The sequence below is a fragment of the Colwellia psychrerythraea 34H genome, assembly GCF_000012325.1.
Taxonomy (GTDB): Bacteria; Pseudomonadota; Gammaproteobacteria; order Enterobacterales; family Alteromonadaceae; genus Colwellia; species Colwellia psychrerythraea_A.
The window spans coordinates 2,750,820-2,766,160 of record NC_003910.7 but is presented as its reverse complement, the minus strand read 5'-3'; the positions used below and the strand labels follow the sequence as shown (position 1 = coordinate 2,766,160).

8 protein-coding genes are annotated in these 15,341 nt (G+C 38.8%); 5 read left to right on the top strand and 3 right to left on the bottom strand.

All coding sequences use genetic code 11. From position 1 onward, the window contains the following. Positions 1-190 precede the first annotated feature (190 nt). The 3 genes from CPS_RS11815 to CPS_RS11805 all read right to left on the bottom strand — a co-directional run bounded on the left by CPS_RS11815 (position 191) and on the right by CPS_RS11805 (position 6,541). Positions 191-2,263: a basic secretory protein-like protein gene (locus CPS_RS11815; RefSeq protein ID WP_011043462.1), complete on the bottom strand. Its 2,073-nt coding sequence runs from the start codon at positions 2,261-2,263 to the stop codon at positions 191-193. 84 nt (positions 2,264-2,347) lie between these two features. Next, complete coding sequence (locus tag CPS_RS11810) at positions 2,348-5,170, bottom strand: TonB-dependent receptor domain-containing protein (protein ID WP_011043461.1); 2,823 nt, start codon at positions 5,168-5,170, stop codon at positions 2,348-2,350. Positions 5,171-5,533: 363 nt separating this feature from the next. After that, positions 5,534-6,541 carry a LacI family DNA-binding transcriptional regulator gene (locus tag CPS_RS11805; RefSeq protein ID WP_011043460.1) on the bottom strand — a complete coding sequence of 336 codons (1,008 nt, stop codon included), beginning with the start codon at positions 6,539-6,541 and terminating at the stop codon, positions 5,534-5,536. 122 nt (positions 6,542-6,663) lie between these two features. Here CPS_RS11805 and CPS_RS11800 point away from each other — a divergent pair, with 122 nt between their 5' ends. The 5 genes from CPS_RS11800 (at position 6,664) to CPS_RS11780 (ending at position 15,159) form a co-directional block, all read left to right on the top strand. Next, on the top strand, positions 6,664-9,087 hold the full coding sequence (locus CPS_RS11800) for a GH92 family glycosyl hydrolase (protein WP_011043459.1): 2,424 nt from the start codon (positions 6,664-6,666) through the stop codon (positions 9,085-9,087). Positions 9,088-9,150: 63 nt separating this feature from the next. Then, a complete protein-coding gene (locus tag CPS_RS11795) occupies positions 9,151-11,691 on the top strand; it encodes a GH92 family glycosyl hydrolase (RefSeq protein WP_011043458.1) in 2,541 nt (846 codons plus the stop codon). After that, complete coding sequence (locus CPS_RS11790) at positions 11,691-12,977, top strand: sugar MFS transporter (protein ID WP_011043457.1); 1,287 nt, start codon at positions 11,691-11,693, stop codon at positions 12,975-12,977. The genes CPS_RS11795 and CPS_RS11790 overlap by 1 nt, the downstream gene beginning before the upstream one ends. Next, positions 12,974-13,984, top strand: a complete 1,011-nt coding sequence (locus CPS_RS11785; protein ID WP_011043456.1) for a carbohydrate kinase family protein — start codon at positions 12,974-12,976, stop codon at positions 13,982-13,984. Before CPS_RS11790 ends, CPS_RS11785 begins: the two co-directional genes overlap by 4 nt. Next, the gene (locus CPS_RS11780) at positions 13,984-15,159 is read left to right on the top strand and encodes an AGE family epimerase/isomerase (protein WP_011043455.1); all 1,176 of its coding nucleotides are present in this window, start codon (positions 13,984-13,986) and stop codon (positions 15,157-15,159) included. Before CPS_RS11785 ends, CPS_RS11780 begins: the two co-directional genes overlap by 1 nt. Positions 15,160-15,341 lie beyond the last annotated feature (182 nt).

Below are 15,341 nucleotides of genomic sequence, written 5' to 3'. Positions count from 1 at the left end.
TAAACTGTAAATTTATTAAGGTCGCTTTGAGCACGAGACTAATTATTATGCTTTTATTTTACAACGTGATACCAGCAGGGAAGCTCTAAAGCGATGTAAATTTATCAGGAACTCATTAAGGTATAAATACAGAAAAAATAGAGACCCCTTTCAAGAGAAAGGGGTCTCATATAAATATATAGGACTAATTTTACTCTTCTGTTAGTAGTGCAATTTCGCCAATTTGAACCAAGCGACCATTATCACCACCAATACTATCACCCGCTGGTTGAGTATTTTCAAAAACAAACTGATAATACTTATAAGCCGTCACTGCATCATCAATGTCATAATGGAAAGTGATTAATCGTTCTGGATCAGAAGGATAATTATCGCTATCTAATTGAGTCCAAACTTCACCATCCACAGAGCCTGATATAGTCCATAACGTTGGATCACGCTGTGGGTTATCATTACCTGTTGTTACACTGTATTTATGTAAAACAATGGCATCGGGTAATTCAAAAGTAACTTCCACATTGGTAATATCATTGATAGGAAATAAGTGAGATGCATGTTCCTCTAGCCACCATGTACCTTCAATAAACGCGTTAAATTTTTTGGTAACGTTATTATCAATTAATTTATCTTCCCCTTCATATGCATCCCAATCAGGAATAATAACGGTAGTAGCATTAGTTGAAATGCTCACACCTTCATCAACCGCAAAGTTTCTATAGCCATCTACTGGTGTTGGATAAGGAGGTTCAATACCCTGTGCATCATGATACTCTTGCCAAAATATTGATACGCCCTTGTCTTCACCAAAAATAGATTTAAAGGCGGCCTCAAAACTCCATTCTTTTAGGTCACCTGCGGCTTTATTAAATAAATAGATAAAGTCAACGCTACGATGGCTATTTGCTACCCACTCTAAGAAAAATGATGTTTGCTCATAGGCATCAACATTCCAGTTATCAACCCATTTAATACCAACACGTCTACTTTCATGAAAGCCGGCTTTAATACGCATGTAGTTAGCTAAACTCTCTAAATATGAATGGTATTCATCACCCGTTGCGTATTCACCTGAGTTTGGCGAATTATTATAACCATGGGTTAATTCATGCCATAACATACCTATCACTTCATCGCGCAAGGCATCATCACCTTCAGCTGCTTTATTAGCAAGATGAGCAACATCCATCATTAAGATCATGTCTTCATCTGTACCACTCTTAGCAGCAGGGAAGTCATATTCATCAGTTTCAAAGGTTACCGTTTTAAATAATGGTGCTTCAGCAACATCTTTATACAGTACTTTAACTATCTGTAATGAGATGTCATGAATGACGGCCTCGATATCAGGCATAACTCGACTAAATGCTATTTGCCCTTCATGCTCTGGTTTATGAGCAACAAGCGTAACGGTAGGTTTTACATAACCTGCCCATGGGTTTTGAGAATCCCAAATATGTACAACTTGCTCTTGTACCTTTTCATTAGAACCTTTATCGTTAGACGCAACCAGTGTTACTGATTTAGCACCAAGTGAAGTGAAAGTAACCGCAGGATTTCTGTTCGTGCTCGTTGCCGGTTCTCCATCTTCAAATGTCCACTGCCAACCCGTTGGGTTAGCTAAAGATCTATCCCAAAACTGTACGTTTTCACCTATTTCAGCACGCGAGATATTACTTGCAAAATCAACCAAAGGCGCATCTGCCACAACAGTCAATTCTATTTCAGCTAATTGGAATATGCCTGCAGCGGTCGCTGGGTTGTTTGCAAAACTAAAACGATAATGTTGATATTCAACTTCATTAGTCAGCATTTCAAAGGTACGCTTTTCACCACGACTACCAAAAGTCTGGCCAGAACGGCTATCAATCTCAACCCATATTGTGCCATCGCCTGAACCTTCTACTGTCCACTCGGCCGGATCTCGTTCGGGGGCATCATTACCTGATATCAAAGCATATCCTTTTAAGGCATAAGGTTTTGCTGCACTAAATTCAACAGATACACTGTCACTAAATGATAAAAACTTAGAGCCATCGTTGCCGTCAATTAAGTTATTTATGCCTTCTCCTCCGGGTACATTGACACCGTCTGGTGAGGAGATAGTGTTGCCTGAATCTATAGCCATATTACGTAGTGCAGAACTAGCCGTTACACTTTCTGCTTTTTTTGGGGTAATCTCTAGTGATTTATCTGAACCATTACATCCTGCTAAAGTAGTTGACAATACAACTATAGCGATTAGCGATAATTTAAAGTTTTTCATAATTTTCTCATCTTTATTTTTGAAACGAAGTATGTATGGGAGTTACTCTTTACTTATTACTCATGAGTAACTCATTCGATCATCTTAAAATTTTACGACCGTACCTACATAAAACATGCGACCAATACGACTATAAGGACTAGCGGTAGCTGTTTGTGCTTGACCATTTTTATACCCTTCAGGTAAGAACGGTGGATCTTGATCAAAAACATTATCAATACCAGCATAAACTTCTATTGGTGTTTCATTGCCAAAGGTATAACGAGCTTGTGCATTGTGGATAACAACGGCATCTATATCATTGTTAAAGTAGCTAGCATCTTTATCGTCAAAAATGCTGCCTTGGAATACCGTGGTCCAATTAACAGTCAGGTTTTCATAACTGTAGGTGGTACTAAAGTTTGCTCGTTGTTCGAAGTAAGGTAATTCATTTAAATTATCTTCCCAGTCCGAGTCAGGCAACGCTTTCGTTTGATGTTTAGTAACGTAGTTATAAAGCAGATTAAAATTTAAATCACCATATTCACCTAAAGAATACATATAGTTTGCTTCTAAATCGTAACCTTCTACTTCACGGCCCGCTAAGTTAAAAACATAGTTATAAGTCGTTTGAATTACACCTGTAGAACTATCTCTCTCAATAGCACGACAAAATTCAGGTAAACCTTCTAAACAACGCTCAGCTTTGTAGTCATCGCTTACACCAGTAATGATATTGTCGATAGAGATACTGTAATAATCTAAAGACACCGTTAAATCCTCAAGATAAGACGGTGTATAAATAAAACCGATAGTCGTTGTTTCTGCAGTTTCAACTTCTAAATCCGGTGACGGTCCAAAAAATGAATAACGTTCTTTTTCATCATCAGGAGCACCATTAAAAGTACCACCATCTTGAATCGCATTAGCAATTGCCGGAATAGCTCGACAAGCTGCAGCATGCTCTGCACTAACACCATCATCTGCTGAGCTGAGCGAAACACCATCACATGGATCAATGCCGGCAAGACTGAGACCTTGACGAGTGCCACCATTAAACATATCTGCAATGGTAGGTGCTCTAAACGCTTCTGAATATTGTGCTCTAAAAGTAATATCATCATTAACTTCCCAACGTGAAGCAACCTGCCAACTTTCATTGCGGCCAACGTGGCTATAGTCTGATGTTCTTCCCGCTATATTGACGCCAAGTGACTTAACAAAGGCAATATCAGCTAAAATGGGAATGTTAACTTCCATGAAGAATTCATCAACATCGTATGAACCTTCTAAACTGTCAATTTGAACACCGCCTGTTAAGCCCGATTTTGTCGCTGAATCAGGATGTTCTTCAGCATACTCACTGCGTCTTTCATAACCAGCAGCAAAACCAACATCACCAGCAGGTAAACTAAATAGACTGCTATTAGAAATGGATGCTACGAATGTTTCTTGTTTTAATGTGCCATCAAGCGTAGTTAAGTTAGTCCAAAAATTTTGCATCTCTTGAGTAAAAGGTTCAAACACATTGGTTGGCACACAGCCTATAGCAGCATAAGCTTCATCACGACAAACGTTTTCACCGGTATCAGGGTCAACAATGACATCAGTCGCTTTTTTATAGGCAACTTCGTTAACGTCATTACCTTCCTGGTCATTGCTAACATGCCCATAGTTATAACTTAATTCCCAATCCCAATCTTCTGCAAATGTACCATCAAGGCCTAGCACAAAACGTGTGACAACACGCTCTGCGTCAAAACCTCCTTGTCCAAATTCGTTAAGGCGTCCACGGTATTGAATAAACTGACTATCATTTTCTGCGAGAGCTATGTTTCGCAATTCATCAGGTACAAAAGGGTTATCAATGCTAATTTCAGCGCCACGATAGGCGGAGCCAATAGCATATAAATCTGAAGGGTTAGAAGTTTCTGTTTTGGCGTAAGTAAATTCAGCGAAAGCACGTAGGTCATCGTTCAAGTAATAGTTCGCTAGTGCATTGAAAATTGTACGGTCAATAGGCGTTGAGATGGTTCGGCTATCTGCATGTCGATATCCATCATCTTCTACATTCCAATCACCAACAGCACCATTTTGCCAAGAGACTTCTTCATTGCCAATATCATAGCGCCACTTTGGTGCATAAGTACTTAAGTCCGCGGGATTTAATACTTTTTCCCCGTCAACAGTTCTTAATCTAACACCTGTAACACCACGATCACGAGATGCTAAGCCTTCAGCCGTTGAACGTTCAAAATTGACAACAACATTACCTTTATCTTCGGCGAAGTTACCCCCAATAGTGGCACGAATCATGTCACTTTTATTATCGCTTTCTCCAGATTGACTAAGGCGGGCTTCAACTTCAACCCCCTCAAAATTATCTTTTAAAATAAAGTTAACCACTCCAGCAATAGCGCCAGAGCCATAACTAGCAGAGCCACCGCCCGTGGTAATATCAATACGTTCTACTAAAGACGTTGGAATAGAGTTTATATCAGCCAATATTTCACCAACATCACTTGATACATACCGGCGACCATTAACTAAAACAAGCGTTCTTTCATGTCCTAGGTTACGTAAATCAACGGTATTCATGCCGGTATTGGCATAATTAAATCCAGCAGATTCATTGGTTAAACCGCCAGCAACACTAGGTAAGTCAAGCAATGCATCCATAACATTGATGTGACCCGTTAAAGCAAGGTCTTCCGCACTAATTGAAGTAATTTGGCTTGGAGCAAGTGCATTAACTGAACGGATACGCGAACCAGTTATCGCGATTCGTTCAATAGTTTCTTCGCTATCAAGCTGCTCAACTTCTTCTAATGCAGACACTGTAAATGTTGGTAGTGACAATGCAGCACCAATCAATATCGCTAATCTTGATAAAGAAGGTTTCTGCTTTTCTTTGAAATTTTTGTTCATGTATTTCCCCTGACGATTATATCGTATTAAATTTTTTATTATATTAAGTGGAACGTTCCGTTATGACAGGTTAACTATTAATCCTCGTTATTTCAGGTAAAAGGGAGTAAACCAGCTAAAATAAACAAAGGATAATTGGAACGTTCCAATGCGTAAGGTACCCTTATTTTGTAAATAGTCAAAGATTATTTGTGATTTTTTGTGTGAATTTCACTCAAAAAAGTGAGAGGAAAACACTTATTTGTAGTATTTACAGTCAGTAAGAATAAAAAATAGGCTTTAGTATGACGCTATACTTTTGATAGCGAGACACAGGATAAATTTGGGATTAGCTTCAATATGGCAAATATAAAAATGAACTTGTTAACTTGAATCTCGTTCGATTAAGTCAACGCCAACCAATATTTTGTTTCGATTACCATTATTAATATTCGTTAGTATTTGGCAAACAGCAATTGCAATTTGATTGGCATCAACATGGATAGTGGTTAATGCAGGTGACATTAAGCGAGAGTCTTCTAAATCATCGAAACCAACAATCGCGATGTCTTTTCCTGGCTGTCTTCCTGATGCTCGAATTTGTTCTATTGCGCCATAAGCAATGACATCACTAAAGCAAACAACCGCTTCAATATCTGAGGTAAGAGTCAATACTTCTTTCATAGCACTACGACCACCATTACGAGTCGTATTAGATTGAACGCAAAGCTTCTTAGAAAAAGGTACTTTAGCCAGAGTCATAGCCTCGATATAACCCGATAAACGTTGATGGTAATCTGAAATACTTTCGTTTCCACCAATAAAAGCAATCTTTTTATACCCCTTCATTATCAAGTGCTGGGTTGCCAACTTTGTACCAGTGAAATTATCAGGAAGTACAGTTGCTACTTTTGCACCTGCAATTTCTCGCATTATATGTACAACAGGAAAGCCTTGTTCAACAAGAGAGTTAACCCAATCAGCAGAGGTATTAGGTGCTGGACAAATAATAAAAGCAGCCACATTATATTCTTTTAGATTACGTACTAAAGATGTTTGGGTATCTACATTTTCAGCACTGTTTACTAACATGGAAAATAAGCCCATCTGACGAATTTGTTGCTCTAATCCAACGGCCAGTTGAGCAGAGTATGGGTTCTTTAAGTCGTTAATTACAATAGCAATAAGATTAGACTTTCTACTCCGTAGTGAAGCCGCATCCCTATTATAAACGTAACCTAATTCATCTATCGCTTTTTCTACCTTTTGTTTAGCTTTACTACTTACCTTGCTACTCCCGGTTAATACTAATGAAACGGTGGACTTTGATACCCCTGCTTTTTCAGCTACATCAATAACAGTGACACTTTTTGGCTTTTCGCTACGACTCATTATACCTATTCCCTGTTGAATAATTTTCTATTATAACTTTAAAGTTATTGAATTGTAGCTAATCTAACGTTATATTGATACGTAATTGGAACGTTCCAAAAATATAAGAGGACAGTCGTAACATGAAATACTTATCCAACGACATGAGTACATTAAAAAAAACTTCTCGTGATTGGGCATTAAATACAGTTGCTGTTATTAGCCTATTGACGGCAATGCCAATGTTAACCCATGCAGAAGAAAGTTCAGCCATTCAAGTTAACGATGTAACCCAATGGGTAGACCCTTTTATTGGTACTGGAGGAGATGGACACACATTTCCCGGCGCTGTTGTTCCTTTTGGCATGGTGCAATTAAGCCCTGATACTGCCGCAGTAAGTCGAGGTAGTGACCCACAAAGTGAAATATACAAGCACAGTGCAGGTTATCATTATGATGATAAAACTATCACGGGCTTTTCTCATACTCATTTTAGTGGCACCGGTCATTCTGATTTGGGTGATTTACTTATTATGCCAATGACAGGAAAAGCTCATGTGGAGGCGGGTAGTGAGACTGACCCAGATTCAGGTTACCGCTCTCGCTTTAATCATAATGCAGAAAAGGCTTCGCCAGGTTACTACTCCGTTGAATTAAGTGATTATAAAATTAAAGCTGAATTAACCACGACAGCTCGAACGGGCATGCACCGCTATACCTTTAAAGAAAATGAGCAAGCACATGTCCTACTTGATTTAACGGCTTCTATCTATAACTTTAAAAATAAGGTTATCTGGAGTGATGTGCGAGTTATTGATAATCAAACCCTATTGGCATACCGTTCTACCAATGGCTGGGCAAAACAAAGAGATATGTATTTTGCGATCAAGTTCTCTCGCCCATTTGACAGTATTGAATTAATTAACCAAGACAATTCACGTTATCGCTGTAATGGCTGCCTGACAAAAAAAGGCAGTAAACCTTCGACTATTGTTAACTCTGCTATTCAATATACTGCTGGTAAAGCAATTAAAGTGCTAACACATTTTAAAGATGCTAATACAGAGCCATTAATGGTTAAAGTCGGTTTGTCAGCCGTTAGCCGTAAAAATGCACTGGAAAATTTAATCACTGAAAACCCTGGCTGGGATTTTGATGACGTTAAACTTCAAGCGAAAAAGCAGTGGCAAGAACAATTATCTGTTGTGCAAGCAAAAGGTAAAAAATCTGAAAAACGCCAGTTATATACCGCGCTTTATCATGCTTTACAGGCACCTTCTATTTATCAAGATGTTAATGGTCAATATCGCGGTGTTGATGGTGAAATCCATCAAGCAGACGGTTTTGAAAATTACACCTTGTTTTCTTTATGGGATACCTATCGCGCACTACACCCACTACTAACTTACATTGCACCTGATAAAGTCCCTAACATGATTAACTCAATGTTGGCGCATTATCAACAGAGCTATGACAATATGTTACCTATTTGGTCTTTTCAGGCTCACGAAACCTGGACTATGATTGGTTATCACGCTGTATCAGTAATCGCTGATGCCTACTTAAAAGGCATTCGAGACTTTGATAGTGAACTTGCCTTAAAAGCAATGACAGATACCGCTAATAATCCTAAATATGATGCTATTCCAGAATACATTAAACGTGGCTATGTTCCTATGGACAAGCTTAGCGAATCAGTATCTATTACCTTAGAATACGCTTACAACGACTACACGATCGCACGTATGGCAGAAGCAATGGGCAAAAAATATATTGCAAAAACCTTTTACCAACGCGCACAATCTTATAAAAACCTATTCGATCCTAGTGTTGGCTTTATGCGAGGAAAGAACAGTGAAGGCGTATGGAACCCTGATTTTGATGCAGAAGACGCTAAGTTAATGGGGCCCTTTACCGAAGGTAATAGCTTCCAATATACTTTTTACGTACCTCATGACGTAAACACGTTAATCGATTTGATTGGTGGAGACAAAGCCTTTGAAGAGCGTTTGGATTTATTATTTAATAAAGAATTAAGTCATGAAAAAATTAAAGAGCATGAAGATATTGCGGGCTTAATTGGACAATACGCACACGGTAATGAGCCAAGCCATCATATTGCTTACCTTTATAATTACGCAGGTAAACCTTGGCGTACACAAGAACGTATTCGTCAAATAATGGATACCTTATCATCTGATCAGCCCGATGGTCTTGCGGGTAATGATGATGTTGGACAAATGTCAGCATGGTATGTGTTTTCAGCCATGGGTTTCTACCCAGTAGCCCCAGGTGATTTAAGTTACGCCATAGGCGCGCCGCAATTACCCGAAATATCGTTGAATCTTGCTAATGGTAAAACGTTCACCGTAAAAGCCAATAAGCTTTCAAAGAAAAATAAGTTTATTAAAAGCGCACGATTAAATGGAAAACCGTTAAACCGTAGTTTTATTACTCATGATGACATCATTAACGGCGGCACCTTAACATTTGTAATGTCAAACATACCAAATAAACATTGGGGAATTGAGACTAAAAATCGCCCAACCTCAATGAGCACTCATTAAAAAACACTTTGCTTGAACCTATTGAATAAATAACCCAGCTTTTAGCTGGGTTAAGGATAAAATATGCACACTTTTAAAGTTACAGCGACGTGTTTACTAACACTTGGCTTATCAATCTCAGGCTGTAATAGCCAAAACAACAATGCTGACAATGAAAATAAAACCAGCTCAGCGCCAGAAGAGTGGGTTAGTAACCCTGTTGATTACGTTAATCCTTTTATTGGCACTGAAGGGGTATATAACCACCGTCAAGCCGCTAATGTTGTGCCTGGCGCTGTGGTGCCTCATGGTATGTTTAACTTTGGCCCTGAGCATGCTTATACCAAAGATTTACTCAAAGAAAGCGAGCGCATGACCAAGCAAGTGCTCGGCGAAAAAGGTCGAATTCCTGTGGGGCCAGGAGGTTACAATTATGGCGCAAGTCGAATTAAAGGATTCTCATTTACGCGCTTATCGGGTACCGGCTGTTTAGGTGCCTCGGGTGATATTCCTGTATTACCTTTTACTTCTGCTATCAAACATTCGCCAGATACCGATATGCTAGATGCTTATTACAGTGCAGGCTTTACTCACCAAAACGAAACAGCAACACCAGGTTATTATCAGGTAAAAATGGATAATGGCGTTGATGTTGAATTAAGCGCAACAACCCGAACGGGCATTGCACGTTTTACCTTTGATAATCCAGAACAGGCAAAATTACTGTTTAGAAGCTCATATTCTCAATTAGGCAGCGGTGATGCCTATACCAAAATTGATCAAGAAAAAGGCGAAATAACAGGTCACGTTACTAGCGGTAATTTTTGTGGTTATTTAGGCGAATTCAACCGTCGCGATTATTACACTTTACATTTTGTCGCCAAATTAGACGTGCCAATTTCAGGCACCGGTGGTTGGCAAGACGACACAGTTACTAAAAATAGTGACAGTGCTAAAGGTGGCATGGGATATGGTGAAAAAGGTATTCCTAAATTAGGTAAAGGCTCTGGTGCTTGGGTTGATTTAGATCTCTCACAGCAAAAAACAGTAACCATGACAGTCGGTATTTCTTATGTCAGCTTAGCCAACGCACGTGAAAATTTAGCTAAAGAGCAAACAGAAACCTTAGTTAACAGCTCACAAACTAAAGAAAAATATTTTGAAGAAGTAAGAAAAGAAGCTTACCAAACGTGGAATAAAACTTTGGAGAAAGTTAAAGTTGTTTCTACTAATAAAGATAAGTTAACCACGTTTTATACCGCGCTATTTCATTCACAATTCCACCCTAATGTATTTAGTGATGTTAACGGCGAATATTTAGGTTTTGATCAAAAAGTTCATAAAATTAATAATAAACAAAAGGCGCAATACGCAAATTTTTCTGGTTGGGATGTTTATCGATCGCAATTGCAACTGGTAACGTTGCTTGATGCTACCCGTGGTAGTGATATTGCTCAATCGTTATATAACCAAGCTCAACAATATAATGGTGTTTGGGACCGTTGGACCCATAACTCTGGTGCTACAGGTGTAATGAGTGGTGATCCATCTACCATTGCTATCGCTAACTTTGCTGCCTTTGGTGCAACCGGTTTTGATATCAAAGGCGCATACCAGTCTTTACTCAAAGCGGCTAATGAACCAACATCATTTGATTTAAGTGATGAAGGTTGTCCTGTATTTTGTCGAGGACAACATCCATCACTCGATCAATGGCAATCCATTAATTATATTTCGGATCAATCAAATAGCTGGGAAGGTGCATCAGAAACACTTGAACAAGCGTCTGCTGACTTTGCCTTATCGCAATTAGCCAGCAAGCTAGGCGATAACGCATCATCACAAGCACTATTAACACGCTCAGGCTACTGGAAAAACCTGTTCAACCCACAGGCAACTAAAGAAGCAGGTTATATTCAAGGACGTAATAAAGACGGTACTTGGAAAGCTGATTTTGATGCAAACAGTGAACATCTATTTGTTGAAGGTAGCCCTGCACAGTATTTATGGATGATACCTTTTGATGGTAATGGCCTGAAAGAGATGGTCGGCGGTGATAAAGTGATGGCAAACCGCCTTGATAACCATTTTCATAAACCTGATGGTAGCTGGGTTTTATTTAGAGATAGCGCCACCTATTCTGACGTGTCTAACCAGCCATCAATTGCATCACCTTGGATGTACTTATTCACCGGACAAGCATATAAAACTCAAGACACTGTGCGGGCAACCATTGACTTATTATGGAATAACACCACTAAAGGCATCCCTGGCCAAGATGATTTAGGTCAAATGTCTTCTTGGTATGTTTTTTCAGCGTTAGGCATATACCCATTATTACCAGGTCGTGCTGACATGGTGCTAGCAAGTCCTATTTTCTCAAAAACAAAAATAGGAAATTTAACAATTAATGCGCCAAATACGTCAAGTGAAAACCGTTATATTACAAGTTTAAAAGTAAATAATATTGATAGCAGCAAGAGCTGGATTGACGATAGCTATATTTCAGCTCCCGTTAAACTAGACTTTGAGCTTTCATCTGTGCCAAACACCCAATGGGGGGCTAAGACTGCTGATAGACCTCTATCATTTTCAACGGATAATTCGGCAGTAGGAGATAAATAATGGCGGGCAATATTCCAACAGCATCAGTAAGTCATCAAACAGGAGCCGATGAAAGTTATCATTTTGCTTTTGCTTCGATGACAACACTCTTTTTCATTTGGGGTTTTATTACCGCCTTAAATGATATTTTAATACCACACCTTAAGGCAGCATTTGACCTTAATTACGTGCAAGCAATGTTAGTACAGTTTTGCTTTTTTGGCGCCTATTTTATTATGTCGCCGATTGCGGGAAAAATAATCAGTAAAATTGGTTACTTAAAAGGCATTATTACGGGACTGTTAACTATCGCCGCAGGTTGTAGTTTGTTTTATCCTGCCGCAGAAATTGGTGTGTATTGGGTGTTTTTAGCGGGACTATTTGTACTTGCTTCAGGCATTACTATTTTACAAGTTTCTGCTAACCCTTATGTGGCATCACTAGGTAAAGAAAAAACGGCGGCCAGTCGTCTTAACTTAGCACAAGCGATTAATTCATTAGGTCATACCCTTGGGCCAATATTTGGTAGTGCGTTAATTTTTGGTGCGGTAGCCCATACAGAGGTGATTGATGCAAAAAGCGTACAATTACCTTATTTATTACTGGCTGGAGCAACAATATTAGTTGCGATAGGTTTTAAGTTTTTACATTTACCCGTGATACAGTCTATTGCCGAAACGCCTGACGATAACGCGAGTGACGGTAAATCAATTTGGCAACAAAAACCACTGCTTTTAGGTGCGCTTGGTATCTTTGTATATGTTGGCGCTGAAGTATCTATTGGCAGTTTTTTAGTCAATTATTTTACCCAAAAAGATATTGCTGGTCTCACAGAAAAACAAGCCGGTGATATGGTTTCATATTATTGGGGCGCTGCAATGATTGGCCGTTTTGTTGGTGCTTACTTAACGCGTATTATCAAGCCAAGTTATGTACTTGCCTGTAACTCCATTCTTTCTATGACATTGCTTATTGTCACTATGTCGAGTAGTGGTCACTTCGCCATGTGGGCCGTGATTTCGGTTGGTTTCTTCAATTCTATTATGTTCCCAACTATTTTTACCTTAGCCATTCGTGGCTTAGGACCGTTAACGTCTAAAGGTTCAGGTTTGTTATGCCAAGCCATTGTTGGTGGAGCTATTCTACCGTTAATTCAAGGATATGTTGCAGACATTAGCTCAGTTCAAGCAAGTTTTATTGTGCCTGCATGCGCTTATATCTATATCTTTGGCTATGCACTTTACACGGCAAAGTATCGTGCAAATCAAAAAAATGAAATCACCACTCCAGTAGAGGCTAATCTATGAAACCCGTTATTTGTTTTGGTGAAGCCTTAATAGATTTTCTTAATACTGGCTCTCAAGAAGATGGATGTTTAACCTTAAATAATTACCGCCAATATCCAGGCGGAGCACCTGCAAATGCTGCTGTTGCTGTTTCAAGGTTAGGCGGGAAAGCGTTTTTTGCCGGTCAAGTTGGTGACGATGCATTTGGTGATTTTTTAATTAATGCACTGCACACGTATCAAGTGGATACTCAATTTGTCAGTAAGCATCCACATGCAAAAACAGCTTTAGCTTTTGTTTTATTGGATGAAATGGGGGAGAGAAGCTTTTCGTTTCACCGTCACCAAACTGCGGATCTATTATTTGAAAAGTCACAAGTAGATGAAATTTGGTTTTGTGAATCACCTATTTTTCATTTTTGCAGTAATACCTTAACGGAGAAGGATATCGCTGATTGTACAGAGTATGCGGTAGAGCGAGCGTTAGTGCATGGAGCAATTATTAGTTTTGATGTTAATCTTCGTCACAATTTATGGGCAACCGGAAAAGTGTCTATAAGTGTCGTTAATAAACTGGTTAAGCAAGCACATGTTTTAAAATTCTCTTCAGAAGAACTAACCTACTTGGCACAAGGAAATATTGAGAGTTATATACAAAGTTGTTTCGATGCAAATTGTCAATTATTGATAATAACTGATGGCGAAAATGTTCTCACTTACTATACTGCAGCCATTTTAGATGCTATTTCCCCTCCTAAAGTTATAACCGTAGATACAACAGCGGGTGGCGATGCTTTTATTGGCGCTTTGTTATTTGCTTTGAGTCATTTTGAACAACTGACTGAATTACTTGATGACAATGAATTGTTGAAGCAAATCATAAACTTTTCTGCGAGTTGTGGTGCACTTACCGTTACCAAAGCTGGGGCATTTCCAGCGTTGCCTAATTTTGAGCAAGCAGTTGCTTTTGTTAAAGAGCTAGGCTTGAAACAAACGCAATTATTAGATATTTTTTCCCGGAGCCGTTGATGAATTTTTATGATCATTCTTTTTTAGTCGAGCACTGCAAGAGTATTCTCGATTTTTATGACCATGGTGTATTAGATGAACATGGAGGCTATTTTCAAAATTTTTATGATGATGGCACAACCTTTAATAAAGGTTTTAAACAATTAGTCAGTAGCACCCGGATTATAGTGAATTACGCTACGGCTGCCAGCATACTCAATAAGCCGAAATATTTAGAAACCGCACAGCATGGTTTAGATTATTTAGAACAAGTACATTGGCAAAGTGATAGTCAAAATTATGCTTGGACTTTACAAGATAATAAGCCACTAGATATGACACAACAAGCCTATGGTTATGCCTTTGTATTACTGGCCTATGCGGCAGCGCGTAAAGCGGGCATGATAAAAAAAGATGACAAGTTAAATGATGTCTATCAATTGCTTGAAGAGCGTTTTTGGCAGGCTGAATATGGTTTATATGCAGATACTCTTAGTATTGATGGAGTCTTATCTGACTACCGTGGCCAAAATGCGAATATGCATATTTGTGAAGCGATGATTTCGGCCTATGAAGCAACGAATAACTCAGTATTTTTAAAGCGAGCAGAAGTTATTGCAGAAAATATTAGTTGTAAACAAGCTGCGCTTACCAATAATTTAATTTGGGAGCACTACACTAAAGATTTCCAACCTGATTGGTTATATAACAAAGACGACCCTAAAAACCTTTATCGTCCTTGGGGGTTTCAACCAGGACACCAAACCGAGTGGACAAAACTATTATTACAATTAAACAGTCATGCGCCGCAAGACTGGTTAGTAGTAAAGGCTCAGCAGCTATTTGATGGCAGTTTTGATAAGTCTTGGGATGATAGTCATGGAGGCCTAATCTACGGTTTTGATCCTGAAGGCAACTGGTGTGACGATGATAAATACTTTTGGGTGCAAGCTGAAAGCTTTGCTGCCGCGGCTTTATTATATAAGGCAACAGACAACTCAAAATATTTAAAACATTATCAATCACTGTGGAAATATAGTTGGCAACACTTTGTTGATCATCAGCATGGAGCATGGTTTAGGGTTTTGCATCGTGATAATTCGAAATACTCTAACGAAAAAAGTGCAGCTGGGGCTAAATGTGATTATCACACATTGGGATCTTGTTTTGAGGTTATTAAATCATTACAGCAGTAATGGTTTAACTTCCATTTACTCAAAATAATATAAACCCATTAATAAGGGGAGGCCAAATGAATACCGTCAGTATTATCAGTATTTTATGTTGTGATGCTTGATTTGGTTGTAGGTATTTATGGAGCGTTATTTATTCTTATAGTTAAAGTGAATCGCAATAAACCTTAAAACAACTTAACCAG

What these genes read in the sequence shown, in the direction of transcription:
- CPS_RS11780 (WP_011043455.1), top strand. Translation starts at nt 13,984, where the DNA reads ATGAATTTTTATGATCATTCTTTTTTAGTCGAGCACTGCAAGAGTATT.
- CPS_RS11810 (WP_011043461.1), bottom strand. Translation starts at nt 5,170, where the DNA reads ATGAACAAAAATTTCAAAGAAAAGCAGAAACCTTCTTTATCAAGATTA.
- CPS_RS11815 (WP_011043462.1), bottom strand. Translation starts at nt 2,263, where the DNA reads ATGAAAAACTTTAAATTATCGCTAATCGCTATAGTTGTATTGTCAACT.
- CPS_RS11805 (WP_011043460.1), bottom strand. Translation starts at nt 6,541, where the DNA reads ATGAGTCGTAGCGAAAAGCCAAAAAGTGTCACTGTTATTGATGTAGCT.
- CPS_RS11795 (WP_011043458.1), top strand. Translation starts at nt 9,151, where the DNA reads ATGCACACTTTTAAAGTTACAGCGACGTGTTTACTAACACTTGGCTTA.
- CPS_RS11800 (WP_011043459.1), top strand. Translation starts at nt 6,664, where the DNA reads ATGAAATACTTATCCAACGACATGAGTACATTAAAAAAAACTTCTCGT.
- CPS_RS11785 (WP_011043456.1), top strand. Translation starts at nt 12,974, where the DNA reads ATGAAACCCGTTATTTGTTTTGGTGAAGCCTTAATAGATTTTCTTAAT.
- CPS_RS11790 (WP_011043457.1), top strand. Translation starts at nt 11,691, where the DNA reads ATGGCGGGCAATATTCCAACAGCATCAGTAAGTCATCAAACAGGAGCC.